Origin of the sequence: Fluviicola sp. (assembly GCF_039596395.1) — a bacterium.
Classification (GTDB): Bacteria; Bacteroidota; Bacteroidia; order Flavobacteriales_D; family Crocinitomicaceae; genus Fluviicola.
The window spans coordinates 193,401-209,512 of the sequence record NZ_JBCNJT010000002.1; the positions used below are offsets into that span (position 1 = coordinate 193,401).

Here is a 16,112-nt window from a genome sequence, read left to right on the forward strand (position 1 = left end):
CAGCCTGGCTGAAACATTTGAACATCTTTGAACTTTCCTGTCAAATATACATTTTATGCCGTTTGCGGATACTCCTTTTGGTCAATCGTAAAAAGAGCAAAATGATTACCACATAAACGATCGACAACAATACGGAATTGAAGCCCAAAATCCAGTGGAATGAATCAAAACCGCGATCCGTAAACCGGAGTTTATCCAATACGTTCAACAGGATCGGGAGTACCCCGAAATTGAACAATTGGAAAAATGCCACCGCCAATCCGAAACCAAACATGAGCTTTTGCTTCGATAACACAAGCGACAAAGAGGAAATCGGCGAAACCAGGAAATTCAGCATCAAAGCCGGGGATAAAATCTCAGCAATTCTTCCCGCTTCTATCCATCTTTCCCCGAAAACAAACCCGAATAACTCGCTTCCGAAGAAGAAAAGCACCGTAAACGGCACAATCGAAAGAAAGAACAGGGTTCGAAGCGTTTTAAGTGTTAAGGGATACAAAGACTGACCTTTATGGAATAGTTCGGAACTCTTGTTGAAGAAAACCTGGCCAAGTGATTGTCCGAACAAGCCCAACGGCAGTTTCAGCATCAAATAAGCATAACTGTAAGAACCGAATGTTGATTTGCCGTAAAACTCCACGATAAGCGTTGCCAATGCCAGGTCAACCGCCAAATCGAGCAAAACGTGCGGCAGGTAAATAGTCGGATACGTTTTGTATTCTTTGGCCAATACGCGCATTCTTCTCAAATCGGCAGTAGAAGCGTGACTTTTCTTATTGGTCAAAAATGTTTTGATGAAAGCAAATGTGGACAAAAACGAGCCGAGCAACGTTCCGAATATCAACCCGAATGCTCCCCAGTTCAACACCCCGAAAATCAGGCGGAAGGAGTTTACGGAAACCGAATTCACCATGCGCTGGACCGAGATCTGTTTGAAAAGCTTTTTACGAACCGACCAACTGGTACCCAGGTTGATCCAAACGCTTACATAAGCGCTCAAAACTGAAACCAACAGGAAAATATAGTTCGAAAAGTTGTAGGGTTTCAGGAAATAATAGATCAAACCGATGGCAAAAACCGCTGTCAGAACAACCAGCGAAATCCGGAAGGAAAGCCTGTACAATGAAAATGCGTGATTGTCCTGTTTGGCTACCGGTAAGGTTGCTTCATAACGGGCAGTTGCAATGGCCGCAATAAAAGCCACCAAACGGGTATATACTCCCAATTCGCCCATATCGGCGGTAGAATAAATACGTGTCAGAAACGGGTAAATGAGGTAAGCGATCAACTGCGCAATTGCAGTACCTGTCATCAACGTAAGTACTGATTTTACAAAGTCAGATTTGAGCGCTTTCAATGGCATTGCAATACATGACGAAGGTATTCGTTGATTCCTTCTTCAAAGGTATATACGGGTTTATAATCCAAATATTGCTCCATCCGGGCAGTTGATGCCAATGAATCTTTGATGTCTCCTTTTCTCGGCGGACCATAAGTTAATGTATTTTGCGGAGTGGTCCCCAGGCTTTTCAATCCTTCCTGCAAACTGTTGATAACTGTATTCAGTGTCAAACTCCGGCCACAGGCTACGTTGTAAACTTTCCCGAATGCTTCTTCGTTTTCAGAGATCAGGGAAAGCAGGTTTGCATGAATGGCGTTTTTCACGTAGGTAAAATCGCGTGATTGCTCTCCGTCTCCGTTTACCACGATTTCTCCACCCTTGAGCATTTTATCCAAAAACCTGGGAATAGCTGCTGCATAAACACCATTCGGGTTCTGGAACGGTCCGAATACGTTGAAATAACGCAACCCGATTGTTTCCATTCCATGCAATTGGTGGTAAACCTGTCCGTATTCTTCGTTTAATTGCTTCGTAGCTGCATAAGGCGAAAGTACTTTTCCCTCCTGTCCTTCGTGTTTGGGTGAAGCCAGGGAATCTCCATAAACAGAAGACGAACTGGCGTAGACAAAGCGTTTTACGTTTGCCTGTTTCGCTTCGTGCAAAATGGTCAAAAAACCCGTGGCATTTACGCGATGCGTGTTCAAAGGAAATTCGATGGATCTCGGCACAGAACCCAAAGCGGCCTGGTTGGAGATTGCATCTACTTCTTTCAGCAAATCGCGGTAGTCATCCGGATTGCAAATATCTCCCTTTACGAAACGGTAATTTTCGTAGTGGGACAACCGGTCAATATTTGATTGAAGGCCTGTTTCCAGGTTATCCAAAACAATAACAGAGGCTCCTATTTTCAATAGGGCCTCTGTTAAATTTGAACCGATGAAGCCGGCACCGCCGGTCACCAAAATGGTTTTATTTTTTAATCGATCAGATATCAACTGAGCTTGATCCATCTTACTTCGCGTAGTTCACGGAACGTTTTTCACGGATCACGGTCACTTTTACCTGTCCCGGATAAGTCATTTCCGTTTGAATTTTCTGAGAAATCGCAAAGGATAATTCATCCGCACGCAAATCGGTTACTTTTTCACTTTCAACCAATACACGCAACTCGCGGCCTGCCTGGATTGCATAAGCGGAATTGACTCCGTCATAAGACAAGGCCAGATTCTCCAGGTCTTTGATTCGCTTGATGTATGATTCAACCACCTCACGACGTGCTCCCGGACGTGCTCCGGAAATGGAGTCACAAATCTGAACAATCGGTGAGATCAAAGATGTCATTTCAATTTCGTCGTGGTGAGCTCCGATAGCATTCAATACATCCGGTTTTTCGCCGTATTTTTCTGCCAGCTTCATACCCAGGATCGCGTGCGGCAATTCCGGTTCTTCATCCGGAACTTTACCGATATCGTGTAACAATCCTGCGCGTTTCGCCACTTTTACATTCAATCCCAGCTCGGAAGCCATGATCGCACACAAGTTCGCTACTTCACGGCTGTGCTGCAACAAGTTCTGTCCGTAAGAGGAACGGTATTTCATACGCCCAACCATGCGGATCAATTCCGGGTGCAATCCGTGGATTCCCAAATCGATGCAGGTTCTTCTTCCTGTTTCAGCGATTTCTTCTTCCAGCGATTTCTTGGTCTTCGCCACTACTTCTTCGATACGTGCAGGGTGAATACGTCCGTCGGAAACCAATTGGTGCAATGCCAAACGGGCGATCTCTCTTCGAACCGGGTCGAAACAGGAAAGGATGATTGCTTCCGGTGTATCGTCTACAATGATCTCCACTCCGGTAGCTGCTTCCAACGCGCGGATATTCCGACCTTCGCGACCGATGATACGTCCTTTTACCTCATCCGAATCAATGTTGAATACCGAAACGGCATTTTCAACGGCCTGCTCGGAAGCTACTCGCTGAATGGTCTGAATCACGATCCGTTTTGCTTCACGGTTCGCATTCAATTTTGCTTCTTCGGTGATTTCCTTGATGTGCGCCATTGCGGAAGTACGCGCTTCGTCTTTCAGGGATTCCATCAATAAGTTCTTCGCTTCCTCGATCGACATTCCGGTGATCTTTGTCAGCTCAGCCACCCGTTTCTGGTGCATTTTGTCCAATTCCTGGTGACGGATTTCGTTTGCTTCGATCTTGCTTGCCAATTCTGCCTGCATGCGATCGGTATCTTTTTCCTTGCGGGAAACTTCTTCGATTTTCTGAGTCAGCGATTTTTCTTTGCTTTTCACTCTGTCTTCAGTAGACTGCATACGTCTTTCACGTTCTTTCACGTTTTCTTCATGCTCTTCTTTCAATTTCAGAAAGCGCTCTTTTGCCTGAAGAATTTTCTCTTTTTTCATTGCTTCTCCTTCCAGATCAGCCTCTTTCAAGATTTGTTCTTTTCTTTTTTTAAGCATCGTATTCTGGATAATGAAGGTAGCGACACCACCTCCTATTAACCCGATCAATGCTCCAATAATTAAATTTACCATAGTTCTTAAATAAAAAAATCCCACTGCTTACGGAGACATCACGTAAACAAGTGAGAAAAAGACTTGCGTATCCTGATCCGCCGGGCGGATGGGACAATTAATTCAATGCATCCAAATCATCAGAAAGTGCTTTCAATGCAGCAGTTGCTTCAGAGAAATCAGCTTGAGGAGCACTACCTGCGGCTGCCGGTGCTTTACTTCCTCTGGTAGACAATTGTAAGGCGGTCATCGCCAATAAGTCTTGCATATCGCGCACAGCAAAGTTGTCCTGTAGTTGTTTGATCGCTTTATTGATATCGTCAGCAGCACGCTGCACCTTTTCAACTTCCGTTTCCTGGACAGTTAAAGGGTACGTACGACCGGCAACCACTACTTTCAAAGACACCTTACTCATTCGCTATTTTTAATTGTTGAATGCAGAAATCAATCTCCTTCACAAGCACATCGATTTCAACTCCATTGGTTGAAACAGGTTGTGCCTGAACTTGTTCACGCGCTTGGTCCAATTCTGATTTTAAGCTTTGGAGCTCATCCTCCATGGCTTTTTTCTGGTTTTGATACTCAGAAATCTCAGCATTCAAACGATTGATTTCATCCGTCATGGAACGAACGCGTTCTCTTTCAGTCACCAATGATTGGTGTAACTGACGAGATTTCGCGCCAATTTGTTCAATTAAAGATTTCAACTCAGACGTCATCCAATAAGCGTTTGTACAAAAATAGCAGGTAAAACCAATTCTACAACATTTTTAGGATAAGATGTGTGCAGAAATTATTATTTCCGGCTTAGGACGCGGTTCTTAAAGGGTGTTTTTTACGGACCAAAAGTATCCCGATACAAATCGTGAGTACGTAAAAAACAATACCACTTTGCTGCTGAAGCATCGATTCAAAGAAGCCGTTAAAAACGAGGTTCAAACCTATCCAGACGAGGAGTTCGTTCCGGTAACGGATTCCCATGCGGAAAACCAGGAACAAAAGCATCACAAAACAAAGCAAGCCGAAAATTCCTACTTCTACGGCAAGCTGAAGGAACTGGTTGTGTGAATTGTATTCGACTTTGGCTATTTCGTCCAATCCTTTCGCCCGCAAACGCGCACCCATAACTTCGTCAAAATTCCCGGTTCCGGTTCCCATCGGGTGTTCGGAAAACTGCTGAAAGGAAGTCGTCCACATCAAAATGCGGATGTTGTTTCCGTGAGGTGCCAGCTTGGCTTGCTCGTAAATATGGTCGGGATCGGACAAGTAGATTTTCAAATCCGTCAGGGTGTTATTCACTTCATCCTTTACGCGCGTTACCCCGAAATAAGCTACAAACGGAAGCGATGCAATGATGGCCAAAACAACCAAAAACGCCATTGCGGGAAGTTTTTTCTTCAGGTAGCTCACCACCAGGTAAGCCAAAACCGCAAAATGGAACAATACGCCGGCAAATGAAAAAATGATGAACTGGATGAAGCTGATAAATGCGATCCAAACCAGCAGCGTCCAGGTATTGAATCCTTTCCATTGTTCCCAGATGGCGATCCTGAAAAAGAAAATTGACATGGTCAGCAATACCGCCAAATAAGTCGGATGGTGAATGTAGGAAAAGACCGAACCGGTAAAACTTCCGTTCAGGTACTCTGTTTCGAGGTAGAATTGATAACTGTGTACAAAGCCAAGTGTGATAACGACGATTAATCCGGCGAGAAATGCAACTACAAACGGTTTTAGGTCAAACGACCTTGGATTCTGCAAGGCGAATATCAACGGGAAAACAAGTAAGGATAGTTTTTTACTCAAAATTCCACCTGCAATACCCGGATCGTGTGTGAAGAATGATCCGATAACGAATATCAGGTACAAGCCGGTGATAGCAGAAAAGATCTTGTTCCATTGAAACTTCACGGCTTTTTGCGACCATAAAACCAGGTTATTGATCAACCACAGGATGATGACGATCGAAGACGGTTTCGGGGCAAAGCAAAAAATGAATATCAGCAGTGCCGGAAACCAGTTCTGCGCTTTTTCGAGAGTCGGAATGAGCTTTTTCATTCGGTGATGGTCGAAAATGATGGAACGATCTGACCGATCCCGATCAGGCAGGATTCTTCAATGATGCTGTTGCTTCCAACCAGGCTTCCGATGGATAAATGCACGTAATCACCGATTTTGGTATCGTGATCCACCGTCACGTTTGCATTCACAATGACCTGGGTTCCTATCTTCGCATTTGTACTGACAACTGCTCCGGCCAAAACTACCGAACCTTTCCCGATCTCAGCACTCGGACTGATGATCGCACGCGGATGCACCAAACTTATCCAGTTCAGATCCGGGTATTGACCGACAATCTTTTTCCGGACCGCGTTGTTCCCTATTCCTATAATATATGCATCTACCGGATCGGGAATTTTTCCAAGTTCGTTAACAGCGCCCAACACTTTGACACCGTCCCACAACTCAGTACCGCGTTCCAGTGAATCATCAAAACAGCCCACCAAACGCAATTCGGGATTATGTGAAATAACCTCCGACAAAACACGGGCATGTCCGCCACCACCTATTATTGCAACTTTAATCATTGATGAGTTGAAGATACCATTTTTCTGCTTTCTGCATGTTGATCTGCCAGATTCCTTTTTCACGAAGTAACTGATCGTTCAAAACAACTGCTTTTTCCATCAACTCGTGATATTCGTTCCTGCTTCTCACAATCAGATTCGCCAAACCATCCACATCATCGATCTGGACGAAGAAACCGTTCTCCCCGTCTTTAATCCACTGGTGATTGGCAGGAATGTCGGTGACTATGTTCCAGGTGCCGCAAGCCATGGCTTCGTTGAGTGAAATATTGTTCCCGTCGGAAAGCGACAAACTCACGAATACGTGGCTCTTATTCAGATAATCTGCTATTTCACGTTGTGGAATTTTCCCCAGGAAATGAACCCGTGATGCCAGTCCAAATTCTTCGGTCATGCGCATCAGTTCTTCTTTCTGACTTCCGGAACCAATCAGGTTTACCCGGATATTGGGAATTTCAGCCACTACTTTTTGCAATGCTTTCAGCAAATGCGGCATGTTATAGATCGGTTCGAAATTGCGCGTGCAGGTAATTACAAATTCATCTTCCGGTACGCTCCGGTTCTCCGAATTAAAAATTTGCTGATCAATTCCGAACGGAAGTGCCACAATCTTACTTTCTTTCGCTCCAAGCTCCTTAGCCGGCGGAATCATGTGATCTGCCATTACCATGATGAGATCTGCCCGCTTAAATGCAAACTTCAGGAGTATTCTGTAAATCCGTGAGTTTTTTGGACTGATCAGGATGTCAGAGCCTAATGACGAAATAATGTAAGGATGAAAACCGCACAGTGCCCCGGTAATTCCGTAACTGGTAGCGTACAGTGCGTGAAAAACATCCGGTTTGATCTCTTTGAGTAATTTGCGAACTTGTCGGAAACGAAGCAAAACCCGCCAGTTTCCCCCGGAAACATCCAGTGTACCCATATTTACAGAATAAGTTTTGATTCCTTCAATCTGTTTGGATTTGTAGGTAATCAAATGTATGTCATGACCGAGCGACTGGAAATGTTTACACCATCGTTCCGTATGAATACTTTCACTATCTGCAAAGTAGCAAATTCTCATCAAAGCTTATTTAAATGTTTGTAATAGTCAATTGTTTGGCGGATTCCTTCTTTCACGCCGAAAGGATATTGAAAATGAGCCCGGAGAGCCTTATCCGAATAAACAACTTCATTACTTACGGAATCCAATTTACGGATTTTTAGACCAACAAACAGTTTTACGGCCCATTTCGGTAAGCGGGTTGCGTTCAGAGAAGTTCCCAATTCATGGGCGATATCATCCAGGAAAGCTTTCAAATCCATGGAATTCCCCACGTTGTAAATACCATTTCCGGTTGCTTCAAGCCGGTTTAAAATAAATGCTGTCAAGTCTTCCACGTACACGTAATTCACCTTCGCACTGCGGGTATACAGGATTCTTTTTCCGTTGCGTACATGTTGCATGAGGTTCAAAAGCGCATCAAAAGGATGGAAAGCTCCGAACACATTCGTCGGTCTTAATACTGACCAGTGCAAACCGGGAGTTTCCTTGAAAAAAGACAGAAATAGTTTCTCGGAAATCAGCTTCGTACGTTCGTATTCATTTTTGGGATGCGCCGGGAATTGTTCATTCACAACCGTTGGATCCAGGCTGTAGTTCATTCCCACCACACCAACACTGCTTAAGTGAATCACCTGTTTTACCGTTCCGGCTTCGCGGATTGCTGCAATCAGCCGTTCGGTTCCTCCGATGTTTGTTTCTTCGAGTTTGTCGGGATTTCTGACTTCTGCCGCCAGGTTAATCAATACTGTTATACCGGAAAGTGCACGATTCAGCGATTCCTGGTCAGAAAGATCTCCTTCCACTACGCGAAATCGTTCTCCGGGTCCGAATTTTTGCGGATTTCGCGTCAAAATGGCCACATCATACCGGTCAAAATCTATCTTTTTCAACAAACTTTTCCCGATAAACCCGCTTGCCCCGGTGATCAGTATTTTTTCCTTACCCTGCATCCTGTTGTTTTTTTCGCTGGAACAAACGTCCGTAAATAACTACTGCCAGCCATATCAAAGCCGGAACAATGATTACCTGCTTGATCATTCCTTCAAACACCAACAGGTCCGAACGAATAATCAACGGCATATATGCCACCATTCCCAACAAGGCTGTCAGTACAAAGAATACCTGTTTGCGTTTCTTTTTAAACGAATGCATCAGGTAAACAGGTACAAGGTAACAAATCGCCAAAAAGAATGCACCCAAAACAAACCCGAAATACCCGAAATTCAGGTACCAGGACGAAATGTGGTTAATCGTGAATCCCTGGTCATCCGGAAGATGCAGCTGATTCGCATAATAATGATACGTATCCTGCTTTTCACTTCCAACCAGGTTTCTCAATGCGATTCCATAAGAAGGGCTTACGTGGTGACTGTAAATTCCGTACATGGAAAAATGGCCGGCAAACAGTTCATTGGAAAACAAAATATTGGTTCCCGCTTTCAGGATTCGCTCTCCCATCCCCAATTTTTTATATCCGTAGGACACAAACTGGTTGTTGATGCGGTAAATCTTCCCGTGATAGATAATCTTGTCCGGGTGTTTTTTGGTCTGGGCCATGAATTCCATCTGCTTCATCACAATGGTATCTCCTTTTGCAACAAAGGTGGTATCGCGGTATTTATACGATTCAATAATCCGTTTCGATTTTTCAGGATCTCGGTGCAGGAAATACGTGCGGTCACTCGAATAAATATTTGCTAGTTTTTGGTTTTCGGGGGAATTCACCATGGCAGTAACCCCTATTTTTTCCATCAGGTTGGAAGCCATCCCGCGCATCGGGTCGTTCAAAGCAAGCACAAAAAAGAAAACGACGAAAAAGACGCCGTAAAACAATTTGTTCTTGCGGATTGATTTGAAAGGGTAGGAAACATACAAAATGAAAAATAATCCTCCCAAAAACAATTCATGACGTGTACCGATGATTGAAAGGTAACTGACCATCAGCAAAAAGCAGAACCAAAACACTACACCCGGCTTTTTGACTACCGCAATTTCTTTGTCTTTGCGGTAATAAAGCGCCAGGTACCAGGCAAATGAGAACACCATGATCCAGTTGAAATACTGGTGCAGGCTGTAAAGCGGAACGCCTCCCGCACGCACATTCGAATAGATCGATTCATGGAGCAGCATAGCACTGATCAACACGTCTTTTACAAAAAACAGGGAACCCATCATGGATACCAGTGCGATCAGCAAAAACGGAACCTGGGAAGCTGTAAATGGCTTTCCGGAATGGGTTTCCGCATCCGGGCTTTCCGGAAATTTCCGTTTCAATCGTTTAATTCCGAGGTATACAAAACCCTGGAAGATTAAAATAAAAGCTCCGTAGCTGATGATTACCAGGTTGTAAGTGCCGTCGAGGTTTACCATGAACATTTTGTCGAGCAAATAGTAATAGGCAAACCCGATATCTTTCCCGAATCCGGTGAGACGGTCAAAGACAAACAACCAGGCTCCCATCAATGACCAGAAGTAAAGTACTGCTGTGACGATGGGAAAAGTGAGGTTTTTATAAATTCTCCATATTCGAACCTGGACAAAGCCGATGGCCACGGAGACAAGAAGTAAGATTAATAAGGCGGTCATAATTTTTTGATTGATTGATATGTTTCGATAAAGGTGATCAATCCCAGCAAGGTCATAACTCCTGCAAAGGAAAAAAGATAATAGGTAAAATCAAGGCCCATGTATTTCCCGATCCCGATCAGGATTCCGTAAACTCCCAGGCAAATCAGCAGGTTAATGGCATTGCTGGCTTTTACTTTCATGGCGTCCAGGAAGCTTCTCAAAACGATGTACAAACAATATCCGAATGCTGAAAGCAACACAATTTTAGAAACCGGAATAATCGAAGGGCGGTAGTCTTTCCCGAGCAGGATCCAGAGGATCGTTTCTGAAAACAGGTAAAAAACCGCTACTCCCAACAGGGTTAATCCCAAACACAGCGCCGTAGATACGAAAAAGCGCCTGCGAATCAGTTTCAGGTTTTGTGTCCGCATGGCACTCACGATTTCAGGAAGCAAGATCAGTCCCAAAGGTCCGAAAGCTGCTCCTGCAAGGTTCAACAGCGTGAGCGAATAAGCCACATCGCCACCCACCAATACATTTTTCTCAATATTCAGAATCAGGAAAGTGGGCAATGTTAGCAAGCCTAACAGCGCAAAATCTCCCAAAACACGCGGCAATCCATAAACCAGCAGCAATTTGCTGTCTGCAATGAACTGTTCTTTTGTAAAGCGGATTTTCATCCGGATCATGTGGTAGGCAATAAAAATTACCAGCGATCCCGTCAGTAGCACGATGTTCCAGAACAGCAAGTCGTTGACATTATCGGTAAAATAAACGGAAAATGCGGGTATCAGCCCCACGTTGATCAACTGGACGAAATTAGCCTGGAATACTTTGAACATTCCCCTCAGAAAGCCATAAATAATGGCATGTAGCCCGTAAAGCGAAAGCATCACGGCAATGGGAAGAATGTAGTGGGTATAATTTTCCGAACCGAAGAACAACCGGGAAACGTAAGATTTACCAATCCAGAGGCCTGTGCAAATAAGTAAAATCGACAGGAACATCCAGATCAAACCGGAGGGCAATAAGGAACTTCTTCCCGGTTCCAGGCTGACGTAACGTGGAATGGCTACTCCCAGGCCGATCATTAAAAGCGGCTGCAAAAAAGAGATGGATCTGCGAATCAGCGTATACTCGCTGAATCCGGTATCTTCCAGGTTCGCATTTGCCAGGCGAAAAACCATAAACCCCAGGAACAAAATCAGAAATTCCGTTCCAAAAGTGACAATATAGTTCGTATTACCGGGTATTCGTAAACGCAAAGTTTCCTCGTTTAATTTAAGCCTGGTTTGTTGTTCCGCCAAAATTCATGGGTGGAAACGGAGGTGTATCAATGTCATTAATGACTCCGTTCACCTGCTCATATTTTTGGACATTCTCAGCCAATGCACGCATCAAGCGTTTTGCATTCTGCGGAGACATCACTACTCTTGAGCGCACTTTTGCTTTCGGCATTCCCGGCATCATTTGAATAAAATCCACCACAAATTCGGATTGTGAATGCGTGATAATTGCCAAATTGGAATAAACACCTTCTGCCAATTCTTCGTTTAGCTCAATGTTGATCTGATTGTCGTTCTTTTCCATGCGACGAAAATACGAAAACAGAATGAGAAACAGAGCGAGAATGAGAACCAGAATCGCAGGGAGAACCAAAATGAGACTGTGAAGCATGTGGCAGGATGATGTTCCAAGAATCCACTGTTCCTGCAAAAAAGTCCCGGATTCATCAATCGGAAGTCGTTGAATATTGATTAATTTTGCGCCATGGAAGAAAAACAGAGTTCTCAATCGCTACTGACCATCCTGATGGTTTGCAGTATGATCATTTGGGGAATCAGCTGGCCGGCAAATAAGGTATTAACCTCCTTCGGAAGTCCTGTTGCCTTGGGTGTTTTTCGTTACGCTTTTGTTATCGTCAGCCTGTTGCTTCTGTTAATTCCCTTAAAAACGAAATTTATCATTTCCCGGAAAGGAATTCCTTTTATGGTTTGTGCCGGAATTCTTATGGCAACTTACAATTACACCTTCCTGGCCGGATTAAAGAACGGTAGCCCGGGAGCAGGCGGAATTTTGGTAACTACTTTGAACCCGGTAATGGCTTACGGACTGGGCATGCTCATCGACTGGAAAAGGCCCACCAGGAATGAATTCATCGGATTATTGTTCGGGATAACAGCCGGGTTAAGCCTTTTAAAAGTTTGGGGAAATGACGATATCTTTGCCACACCCGGCAATCTTTACTTCCTGCTAAGTGCCCTGATTTGGGCAGTTATGAGCAAATTTACATCGAAATCTGCGAAATACGGTTCTCCCTTCGCTTTCACCTGGTGGATGTACGTGGTAACACTGGCTTGCCTGGTTCCTTTCGTAAACTTTACAGAAATCGGTCAATTAATCCAGGAAACGGATATGCGTTTCTGGGGAAATGTGCTTTTCTCAAGTGTCATTACGGTGACGCTGGCTACCACCACATACTTTTTCGCGACTTCTAAAATCGGGGCTGAAAAGGCCAGCAGTTTTATCTTTATTGTACCTTTCAGTGCTGCGCTGTTTTCTTTTGCCATCCTGGGCGAAAAGCTGGAAATCCATACGATTATCGGCGGGTTGCTGGGTATCGCGGCCGTTTATATGATCAACCGGAAGTAACCAGGTGATCCCGGATGCGTTATATTCCGAAACAAGTCTTTTATTTTGCCTATTTTTGTCTCTCGAAAACACTAAACATGAAAAAACTAACGCTTCTATTTGTCCTGCTTGCAGCAATCTCAGTAGGATGTAAGAAAAAAGGCTGTACGGATGCCAACGCAACGAACTACAACGCCAATGCAAATTCCGATGACGGAAGTTGTACGTATCCTGAAGAAGAGACTGAAACAGGTCCTTACTTAATCGTAAAATTGCATTTTGATTCCCTGGCACCTCGCCTGGATAATTTCGGAAACCCGGCAACGATTCCTGCGGATCATGCTGCCCAGTCGCCGGTATTTTACGGAATGAGTGCACACTACATTGAATTTGCTCAAAATATGTACACCCAATTGGGAGCAGGTGAAATCCTGTACCACGGAGCGGAAACAACAGCAGGCGGAGCCAACGCGGTTGATTTCAGCAAAGCGATTATCAAAGGAGACAACGAAGTTTTCATGAAAATTCCTTTGAAGAACATTTCTCCGGATACTTATAATTGGGTGCGTATGTCTTTGACTTACCAGAACTATTCGCTTGATTACCGCTACAACGGTGCTGATTACAACGGACGTCTGGCTTCTTTCGTAGGTTTCAACACATATATTACCAACTACAAAGTATGGAACACAACTGTGAACATCAACGGGAATAAATTACAAGGTTACTGGGCATTTGAAAACCTGGGAATCGTAGTTCAGGGCCAGGCAACGGCAACAACAGTTCCGAATCCATTATCGGCAACATCTCCGGTACCGGCAGGTTCATGCGTAGTAACGGGTAATTTTGATACGCCTTTTACCATTACAGGAAACGAAACACAGGATATCATTTGTACGATGTCTCTTTCCACCAACAAAAGTTTTGAGTGGTACGATGCCAACACAGATGGGAAATACGAACCGGGAGCAGGAGATTATCCGACAGATATGGGATTGAGAGGTTTGAAACCGATTATTTCTCAGTAATATCCAATCTATTGATTTTGAAAGGAGTTCTTTACGGAGCTCCTTTTTTATTTCCCAATAAATGCTAATCTCTCAGCGAACAAACGGAATGTTTCTAATTTTGGCCCACATCGACAAACAATTTTTATGAAAAAAATCACCTTAATCGGTGCCTTGATCTTAGGCACAACCGTTTACGGACAAAAAGGATCCTGGTATCTGGGAGGAAGTGCAGGTGCTTCTATGGGAAATACCACAAACGGAGGTTTGTCTCAAAAAAGAGCTACCTGGAATGTTTCCCCGGAAGTTGGAACTTTTTTAACGGATCATATTCAATTGGGGTTTGGAATTGGCTATGCTGGCTCCTCCGTTTCCAACAAAGACCAGACAAAAACCAAATCGTATGGTTTGGGAGGAAGCATCCATTCACGGTACTTATTCGGGAAAAATAACTTCAAGCCGTTTTTAGGGATCGGAGTTTCCTACAATGCCGGCAGATCAAGTACCGCTACCTATTGGGGTCCGGAAAACGGGTACATTGTTTTTCCGAACGATAGTTACAACCAGCAAACGTTGAATGCCAGTTTAACCGCCGGATTTTTCTACGATTTGTCTCCCCGATTCTCCGTATTCGGATCTATGAATGTTCTCGGATATAATGAAATGCATTATGGTGGCTCTGTTTTCCGGGATTTGGGATTTAATGCAAGTACTTTAGCCAGTCGTTTTTCAATCGGATTGTACTACACCTTTAAAAAAGGCAAGTCTGCCGAATAATATGCAAGAAACCGGTCACTGAATCGGTTTTTTTATTTTTGTTTCGTAGCATTTGCACGGGTTTCTTCAATTTCCCTGGCGCTTGCTTTATGCACTTCAAAGAAATACTGGAAACTTGTACTTCGCATCCGGCGGGCATAAATGGATACCGGCCCGCCTTCCGGTTGCGATATTTCAAAAACATAAGGGTAAACCGTCGGGCTGTTGAAACTGTTCGTAGCATGCACACGAATAGTCGACACACCATCAACAACCACTGTTTCCAAACTATCCACTGTTCCATTGAAAAAGAAGGAAGTCTTAGGAGTTCGGGCTGCCACACTGATCTTCCCCTCTTCTACCTGGAAAAAATTCAGTCCACCGACTACCGTTCTCCTGTCGGGATTTCGTGGATCCGTGTAAACCCGGTCAATCATGTAAAAACAGGTAATGTCATCTTTGGCAACTGCTGTTTTTGCACCAGAACCGGAATGCCTGGCTTGTTCGATTTGAGCACAACACGTATTCGAAAAAAGGAAACCAACGAAAGCAATACCTGCTATTTTCTTCAAAAGATCATTCATAACGCAATGTATTTTGAGATTACATGTATCTAAAAATAAAAAATCCCGAACTCAATATCCGGGATTTCTGTTTATTTAAATTACATTTTTTGGAATCTCAGCACCTTTTGATTCCCATTCGCTGAAAGCAAATAGATTCCGCTTTTCAAATCACTGATGGAGATCGCTGCATTTATCCCGGACAAAGGAATTTGTTTGATGAATATTCCGCTAATATTATAAATGGCCAGATCAGTTATCAACCCCAAATCTCCGGAAAGATTAAACGATTCGGACACCGGATTCGGAAACAACTCAATCTGAAGCAAATGCGCCTCATTGATTCCCAAATCGCACATAATTGTCCAGGGGGTTTCCTGTCCCGGAGGAGTTTGCTCTCCGTCTTCACGGTAACAAATCTGGTGTTCGCCGGCTTCAAATCCGTTGACGTTTATTAATCCTTCGTACGTATTGTAATCAAAAGAAATATTTGGCTGTGGCAGCACTTCCAGATGATAGGTTGCGCTGTATGTTCCGTTTGCTTCAAGAATACTGTCTACCGCCGTTACCTGCAAGGTATCACAGGTATTACAATAGTCATCTATAAAAGGTATATAACTCCTAAACGCATTCAAAAAAACGGAACTGTCTGTCAATAATGCCCCGGTAGTTAGAAACGGGCTTATGGTTATTTCCTTTTCCTGGTTGTTCAGGTCAATAAAAAAACGTCTCTGATTAGGGATATCTTCTCTGACTCCTCCGGCATAAACGCCAAACTGGAAAATGCGCACATAATGCTGCCCTCCAATGAGTGTATCTCCGGACCAGATTGTCTTATGAAAGTTTTCTACATTTTGACTTCCGTCCCAATGTTGATGCTGATACACATATTGTGTGTAGTCCCCGTGCAGCGGCTGGTAATTGATGGTCTGAGCATCCAGGAATGAGCAACATAACATGCTGAATGCAAAAAATAAAATTTTCTTCATACAAAATCGATTTAGATGTTTACCATCTAATACCTAAAAGTACAAATGGTTGGAAAAAAAATCCCCCTGAGATACTGTCAGGGGGATTTTTATTTAT

At 43.8% G+C, this 16,112-nt stretch carries 17 protein-coding genes; 3 read left to right on the top strand and 14 right to left on the bottom strand.

Going from position 1 to position 16,112, the window contains the following annotated elements; translation table 11 throughout:
• Window positions 1-40: 40 nt before the first annotated feature.
• The 12 genes from ABDW02_RS09950 to ABDW02_RS10005 all read right to left on the bottom strand — a co-directional run bounded on the left by ABDW02_RS09950 (window position 41) and on the right by ABDW02_RS10005 (window position 11,659).
• A complete protein-coding gene (locus ABDW02_RS09950) occupies window positions 41-1,309 on the bottom strand; it encodes an oligosaccharide flippase family protein (protein WP_343634410.1) in 1,269 nt (422 codons plus the stop codon).
• 41 nt (window positions 1,310-1,350) lie between these two features.
• Complete coding sequence (locus ABDW02_RS09955) at window positions 1,351-2,349, bottom strand: SDR family NAD(P)-dependent oxidoreductase (protein ID WP_343634411.1); 999 nt, start codon at window positions 2,347-2,349, stop codon at window positions 1,351-1,353.
• Window position 2,350: 1 nt separating this feature from the next.
• Complete coding sequence (gene rny / locus ABDW02_RS09960) at window positions 2,351-3,886, bottom strand: ribonuclease Y (protein WP_343634412.1); 1,536 nt, start codon at window positions 3,884-3,886, stop codon at window positions 2,351-2,353.
• A gap of 97 nt (window positions 3,887-3,983) precedes the next feature.
• Entirely contained in the window at window positions 3,984-4,280 is a 297-nt protein-coding gene (locus tag ABDW02_RS09965) for a cell division protein ZapA (protein ID WP_294677467.1), read from the bottom strand.
• Window positions 4,273-4,584, bottom strand: a complete 312-nt coding sequence (locus ABDW02_RS09970) for a hypothetical protein (protein ID WP_343634413.1) — start codon at window positions 4,582-4,584, stop codon at window positions 4,273-4,275. The genes ABDW02_RS09965 and ABDW02_RS09970 overlap by 8 nt, the downstream gene beginning before the upstream one ends.
• Window positions 4,585-4,672: 88 nt before the next feature.
• Complete coding sequence (locus tag ABDW02_RS09975) at window positions 4,673-5,923, bottom strand: O-antigen ligase family protein (RefSeq protein WP_343634414.1); 1,251 nt, start codon at window positions 5,921-5,923, stop codon at window positions 4,673-4,675.
• Complete coding sequence (locus ABDW02_RS09980; protein WP_343634415.1) at window positions 5,920-6,453, bottom strand: transferase; 534 nt, start codon at window positions 6,451-6,453, stop codon at window positions 5,920-5,922. Before ABDW02_RS09980 ends, ABDW02_RS09975 begins: the two co-directional genes overlap by 4 nt.
• Window positions 6,446-7,519, bottom strand: coding sequence for a glycosyltransferase (locus tag ABDW02_RS09985; RefSeq protein WP_343634416.1), 1,074 nt, complete (start codon window positions 7,517-7,519; stop codon window positions 6,446-6,448). Before ABDW02_RS09985 ends, ABDW02_RS09980 begins: the two co-directional genes overlap by 8 nt.
• Window positions 7,519-8,451: an NAD(P)-dependent oxidoreductase gene (locus tag ABDW02_RS09990; RefSeq protein ID WP_343634417.1), complete on the bottom strand. Its 933-nt coding sequence runs from the start codon at window positions 8,449-8,451 to the stop codon at window positions 7,519-7,521. The genes ABDW02_RS09985 and ABDW02_RS09990 overlap by 1 nt, the downstream gene beginning before the upstream one ends.
• On the bottom strand, window positions 8,441-10,087 hold the full coding sequence (locus ABDW02_RS09995; protein WP_343634418.1) for a hypothetical protein: 1,647 nt from the start codon (window positions 10,085-10,087) through the stop codon (window positions 8,441-8,443). The genes ABDW02_RS09990 and ABDW02_RS09995 overlap by 11 nt, the downstream gene beginning before the upstream one ends.
• A complete protein-coding gene (locus ABDW02_RS10000; RefSeq protein ID WP_343634419.1) occupies window positions 10,084-11,334 on the bottom strand; it encodes a hypothetical protein in 1,251 nt (416 codons plus the stop codon). The genes ABDW02_RS09995 and ABDW02_RS10000 overlap by 4 nt, the downstream gene beginning before the upstream one ends.
• Before the next feature lie 16 nt (window positions 11,335-11,350).
• Window positions 11,351-11,659: a DUF3467 domain-containing protein gene (locus tag ABDW02_RS10005; RefSeq protein WP_343634420.1), complete on the bottom strand. Its 309-nt coding sequence runs from the start codon at window positions 11,657-11,659 to the stop codon at window positions 11,351-11,353.
• Window positions 11,660-11,839: 180 nt separating this feature from the next.
• Between ABDW02_RS10005 and ABDW02_RS10010 the strand changes: the two genes are divergently transcribed.
• The 3 genes from ABDW02_RS10010 to ABDW02_RS10020 all read left to right on the top strand — a co-directional run bounded on the left by ABDW02_RS10010 (window position 11,840) and on the right by ABDW02_RS10020 (window position 14,484).
• Window positions 11,840-12,721, top strand: coding sequence for a DMT family transporter (locus ABDW02_RS10010; protein WP_343634421.1), 882 nt, complete (start codon window positions 11,840-11,842; stop codon window positions 12,719-12,721).
• Window positions 12,722-12,798: 77 nt separating this feature from the next.
• Window positions 12,799-13,728 carry a hypothetical protein gene (locus ABDW02_RS10015; protein ID WP_343634422.1) on the top strand — a complete coding sequence of 310 codons (930 nt, stop codon included), beginning with the start codon at window positions 12,799-12,801 and terminating at the stop codon, window positions 13,726-13,728.
• 126 nt (window positions 13,729-13,854) lie between these two features.
• Entirely contained in the window at window positions 13,855-14,484 is a 630-nt protein-coding gene (locus ABDW02_RS10020) for an outer membrane beta-barrel protein (RefSeq protein ID WP_343634423.1), read from the top strand.
• A 32-nt stretch (window positions 14,485-14,516) separates the two neighbouring features.
• Here the strand turns inward: ABDW02_RS10020 and ABDW02_RS10025 are convergent, their stop codons facing one another.
• Together ABDW02_RS10025 and ABDW02_RS10030 are read right to left on the bottom strand one after the other, a co-directional pair.
• Window positions 14,517-15,047 (bottom strand): hypothetical protein, encoded by a 531-nt coding sequence (locus ABDW02_RS10025; RefSeq protein ID WP_343634424.1) that lies wholly within the window; start codon window positions 15,045-15,047, stop codon window positions 14,517-14,519.
• A gap of 80 nt (window positions 15,048-15,127) precedes the next feature.
• Complete coding sequence (locus tag ABDW02_RS10030; protein ID WP_343634425.1) at window positions 15,128-16,015, bottom strand: T9SS type A sorting domain-containing protein; 888 nt, start codon at window positions 16,013-16,015, stop codon at window positions 15,128-15,130.
• Window positions 16,016-16,112 lie beyond the last annotated feature (97 nt).

Bases quoted from the DNA above. Each gene is read 5' to 3' on its own strand.
- ABDW02_RS09950 (WP_343634410.1), bottom strand. From the start codon at position 1,309: ATGACAGGTACTGCAATTGCGCAGTTGATCGCTTACCTCATTTACCCG.
- ABDW02_RS09955 (WP_343634411.1), bottom strand. From the start codon at position 2,349: ATGGATCAAGCTCAGTTGATATCTGATCGATTAAAAAATAAAACCATT.
- rny (WP_343634412.1), bottom strand. From the start codon at position 3,886: ATGGTAAATTTAATTATTGGAGCATTGATCGGGTTAATAGGAGGTGGT.
- ABDW02_RS09965 (WP_294677467.1), bottom strand. From the start codon at position 4,280: ATGAGTAAGGTGTCTTTGAAAGTAGTGGTTGCCGGTCGTACGTACCCT.
- ABDW02_RS09970 (WP_343634413.1), bottom strand. From the start codon at position 4,584: ATGACGTCTGAGTTGAAATCTTTAATTGAACAAATTGGCGCGAAATCT.
- ABDW02_RS09975 (WP_343634414.1), bottom strand. From the start codon at position 5,923: ATGAAAAAGCTCATTCCGACTCTCGAAAAAGCGCAGAACTGGTTTCCG.
- ABDW02_RS09980 (WP_343634415.1), bottom strand. From the start codon at position 6,453: ATGATTAAAGTTGCAATAATAGGTGGTGGCGGACATGCCCGTGTTTTG.
- ABDW02_RS09985 (WP_343634416.1), bottom strand. From the start codon at position 7,519: ATGAGAATTTGCTACTTTGCAGATAGTGAAAGTATTCATACGGAACGA.
- ABDW02_RS09990 (WP_343634417.1), bottom strand. From the start codon at position 8,451: ATGCAGGGTAAGGAAAAAATACTGATCACCGGGGCAAGCGGGTTTATC.
- ABDW02_RS09995 (WP_343634418.1), bottom strand. From the start codon at position 10,087: ATGACCGCCTTATTAATCTTACTTCTTGTCTCCGTGGCCATCGGCTTT.
- ABDW02_RS10005 (WP_343634420.1), bottom strand. From the start codon at position 11,659: ATGGAAAAGAACGACAATCAGATCAACATTGAGCTAAACGAAGAATTG.
- ABDW02_RS10010 (WP_343634421.1), top strand. From the start codon at position 11,840: ATGGAAGAAAAACAGAGTTCTCAATCGCTACTGACCATCCTGATGGTT.
- ABDW02_RS10015 (WP_343634422.1), top strand. From the start codon at position 12,799: ATGAAAAAACTAACGCTTCTATTTGTCCTGCTTGCAGCAATCTCAGTA.
- ABDW02_RS10020 (WP_343634423.1), top strand. From the start codon at position 13,855: ATGAAAAAAATCACCTTAATCGGTGCCTTGATCTTAGGCACAACCGTT.
- ABDW02_RS10025 (WP_343634424.1), bottom strand. From the start codon at position 15,047: ATGAATGATCTTTTGAAGAAAATAGCAGGTATTGCTTTCGTTGGTTTC.
- ABDW02_RS10030 (WP_343634425.1), bottom strand. From the start codon at position 16,015: ATGAAGAAAATTTTATTTTTTGCATTCAGCATGTTATGTTGCTCATTC.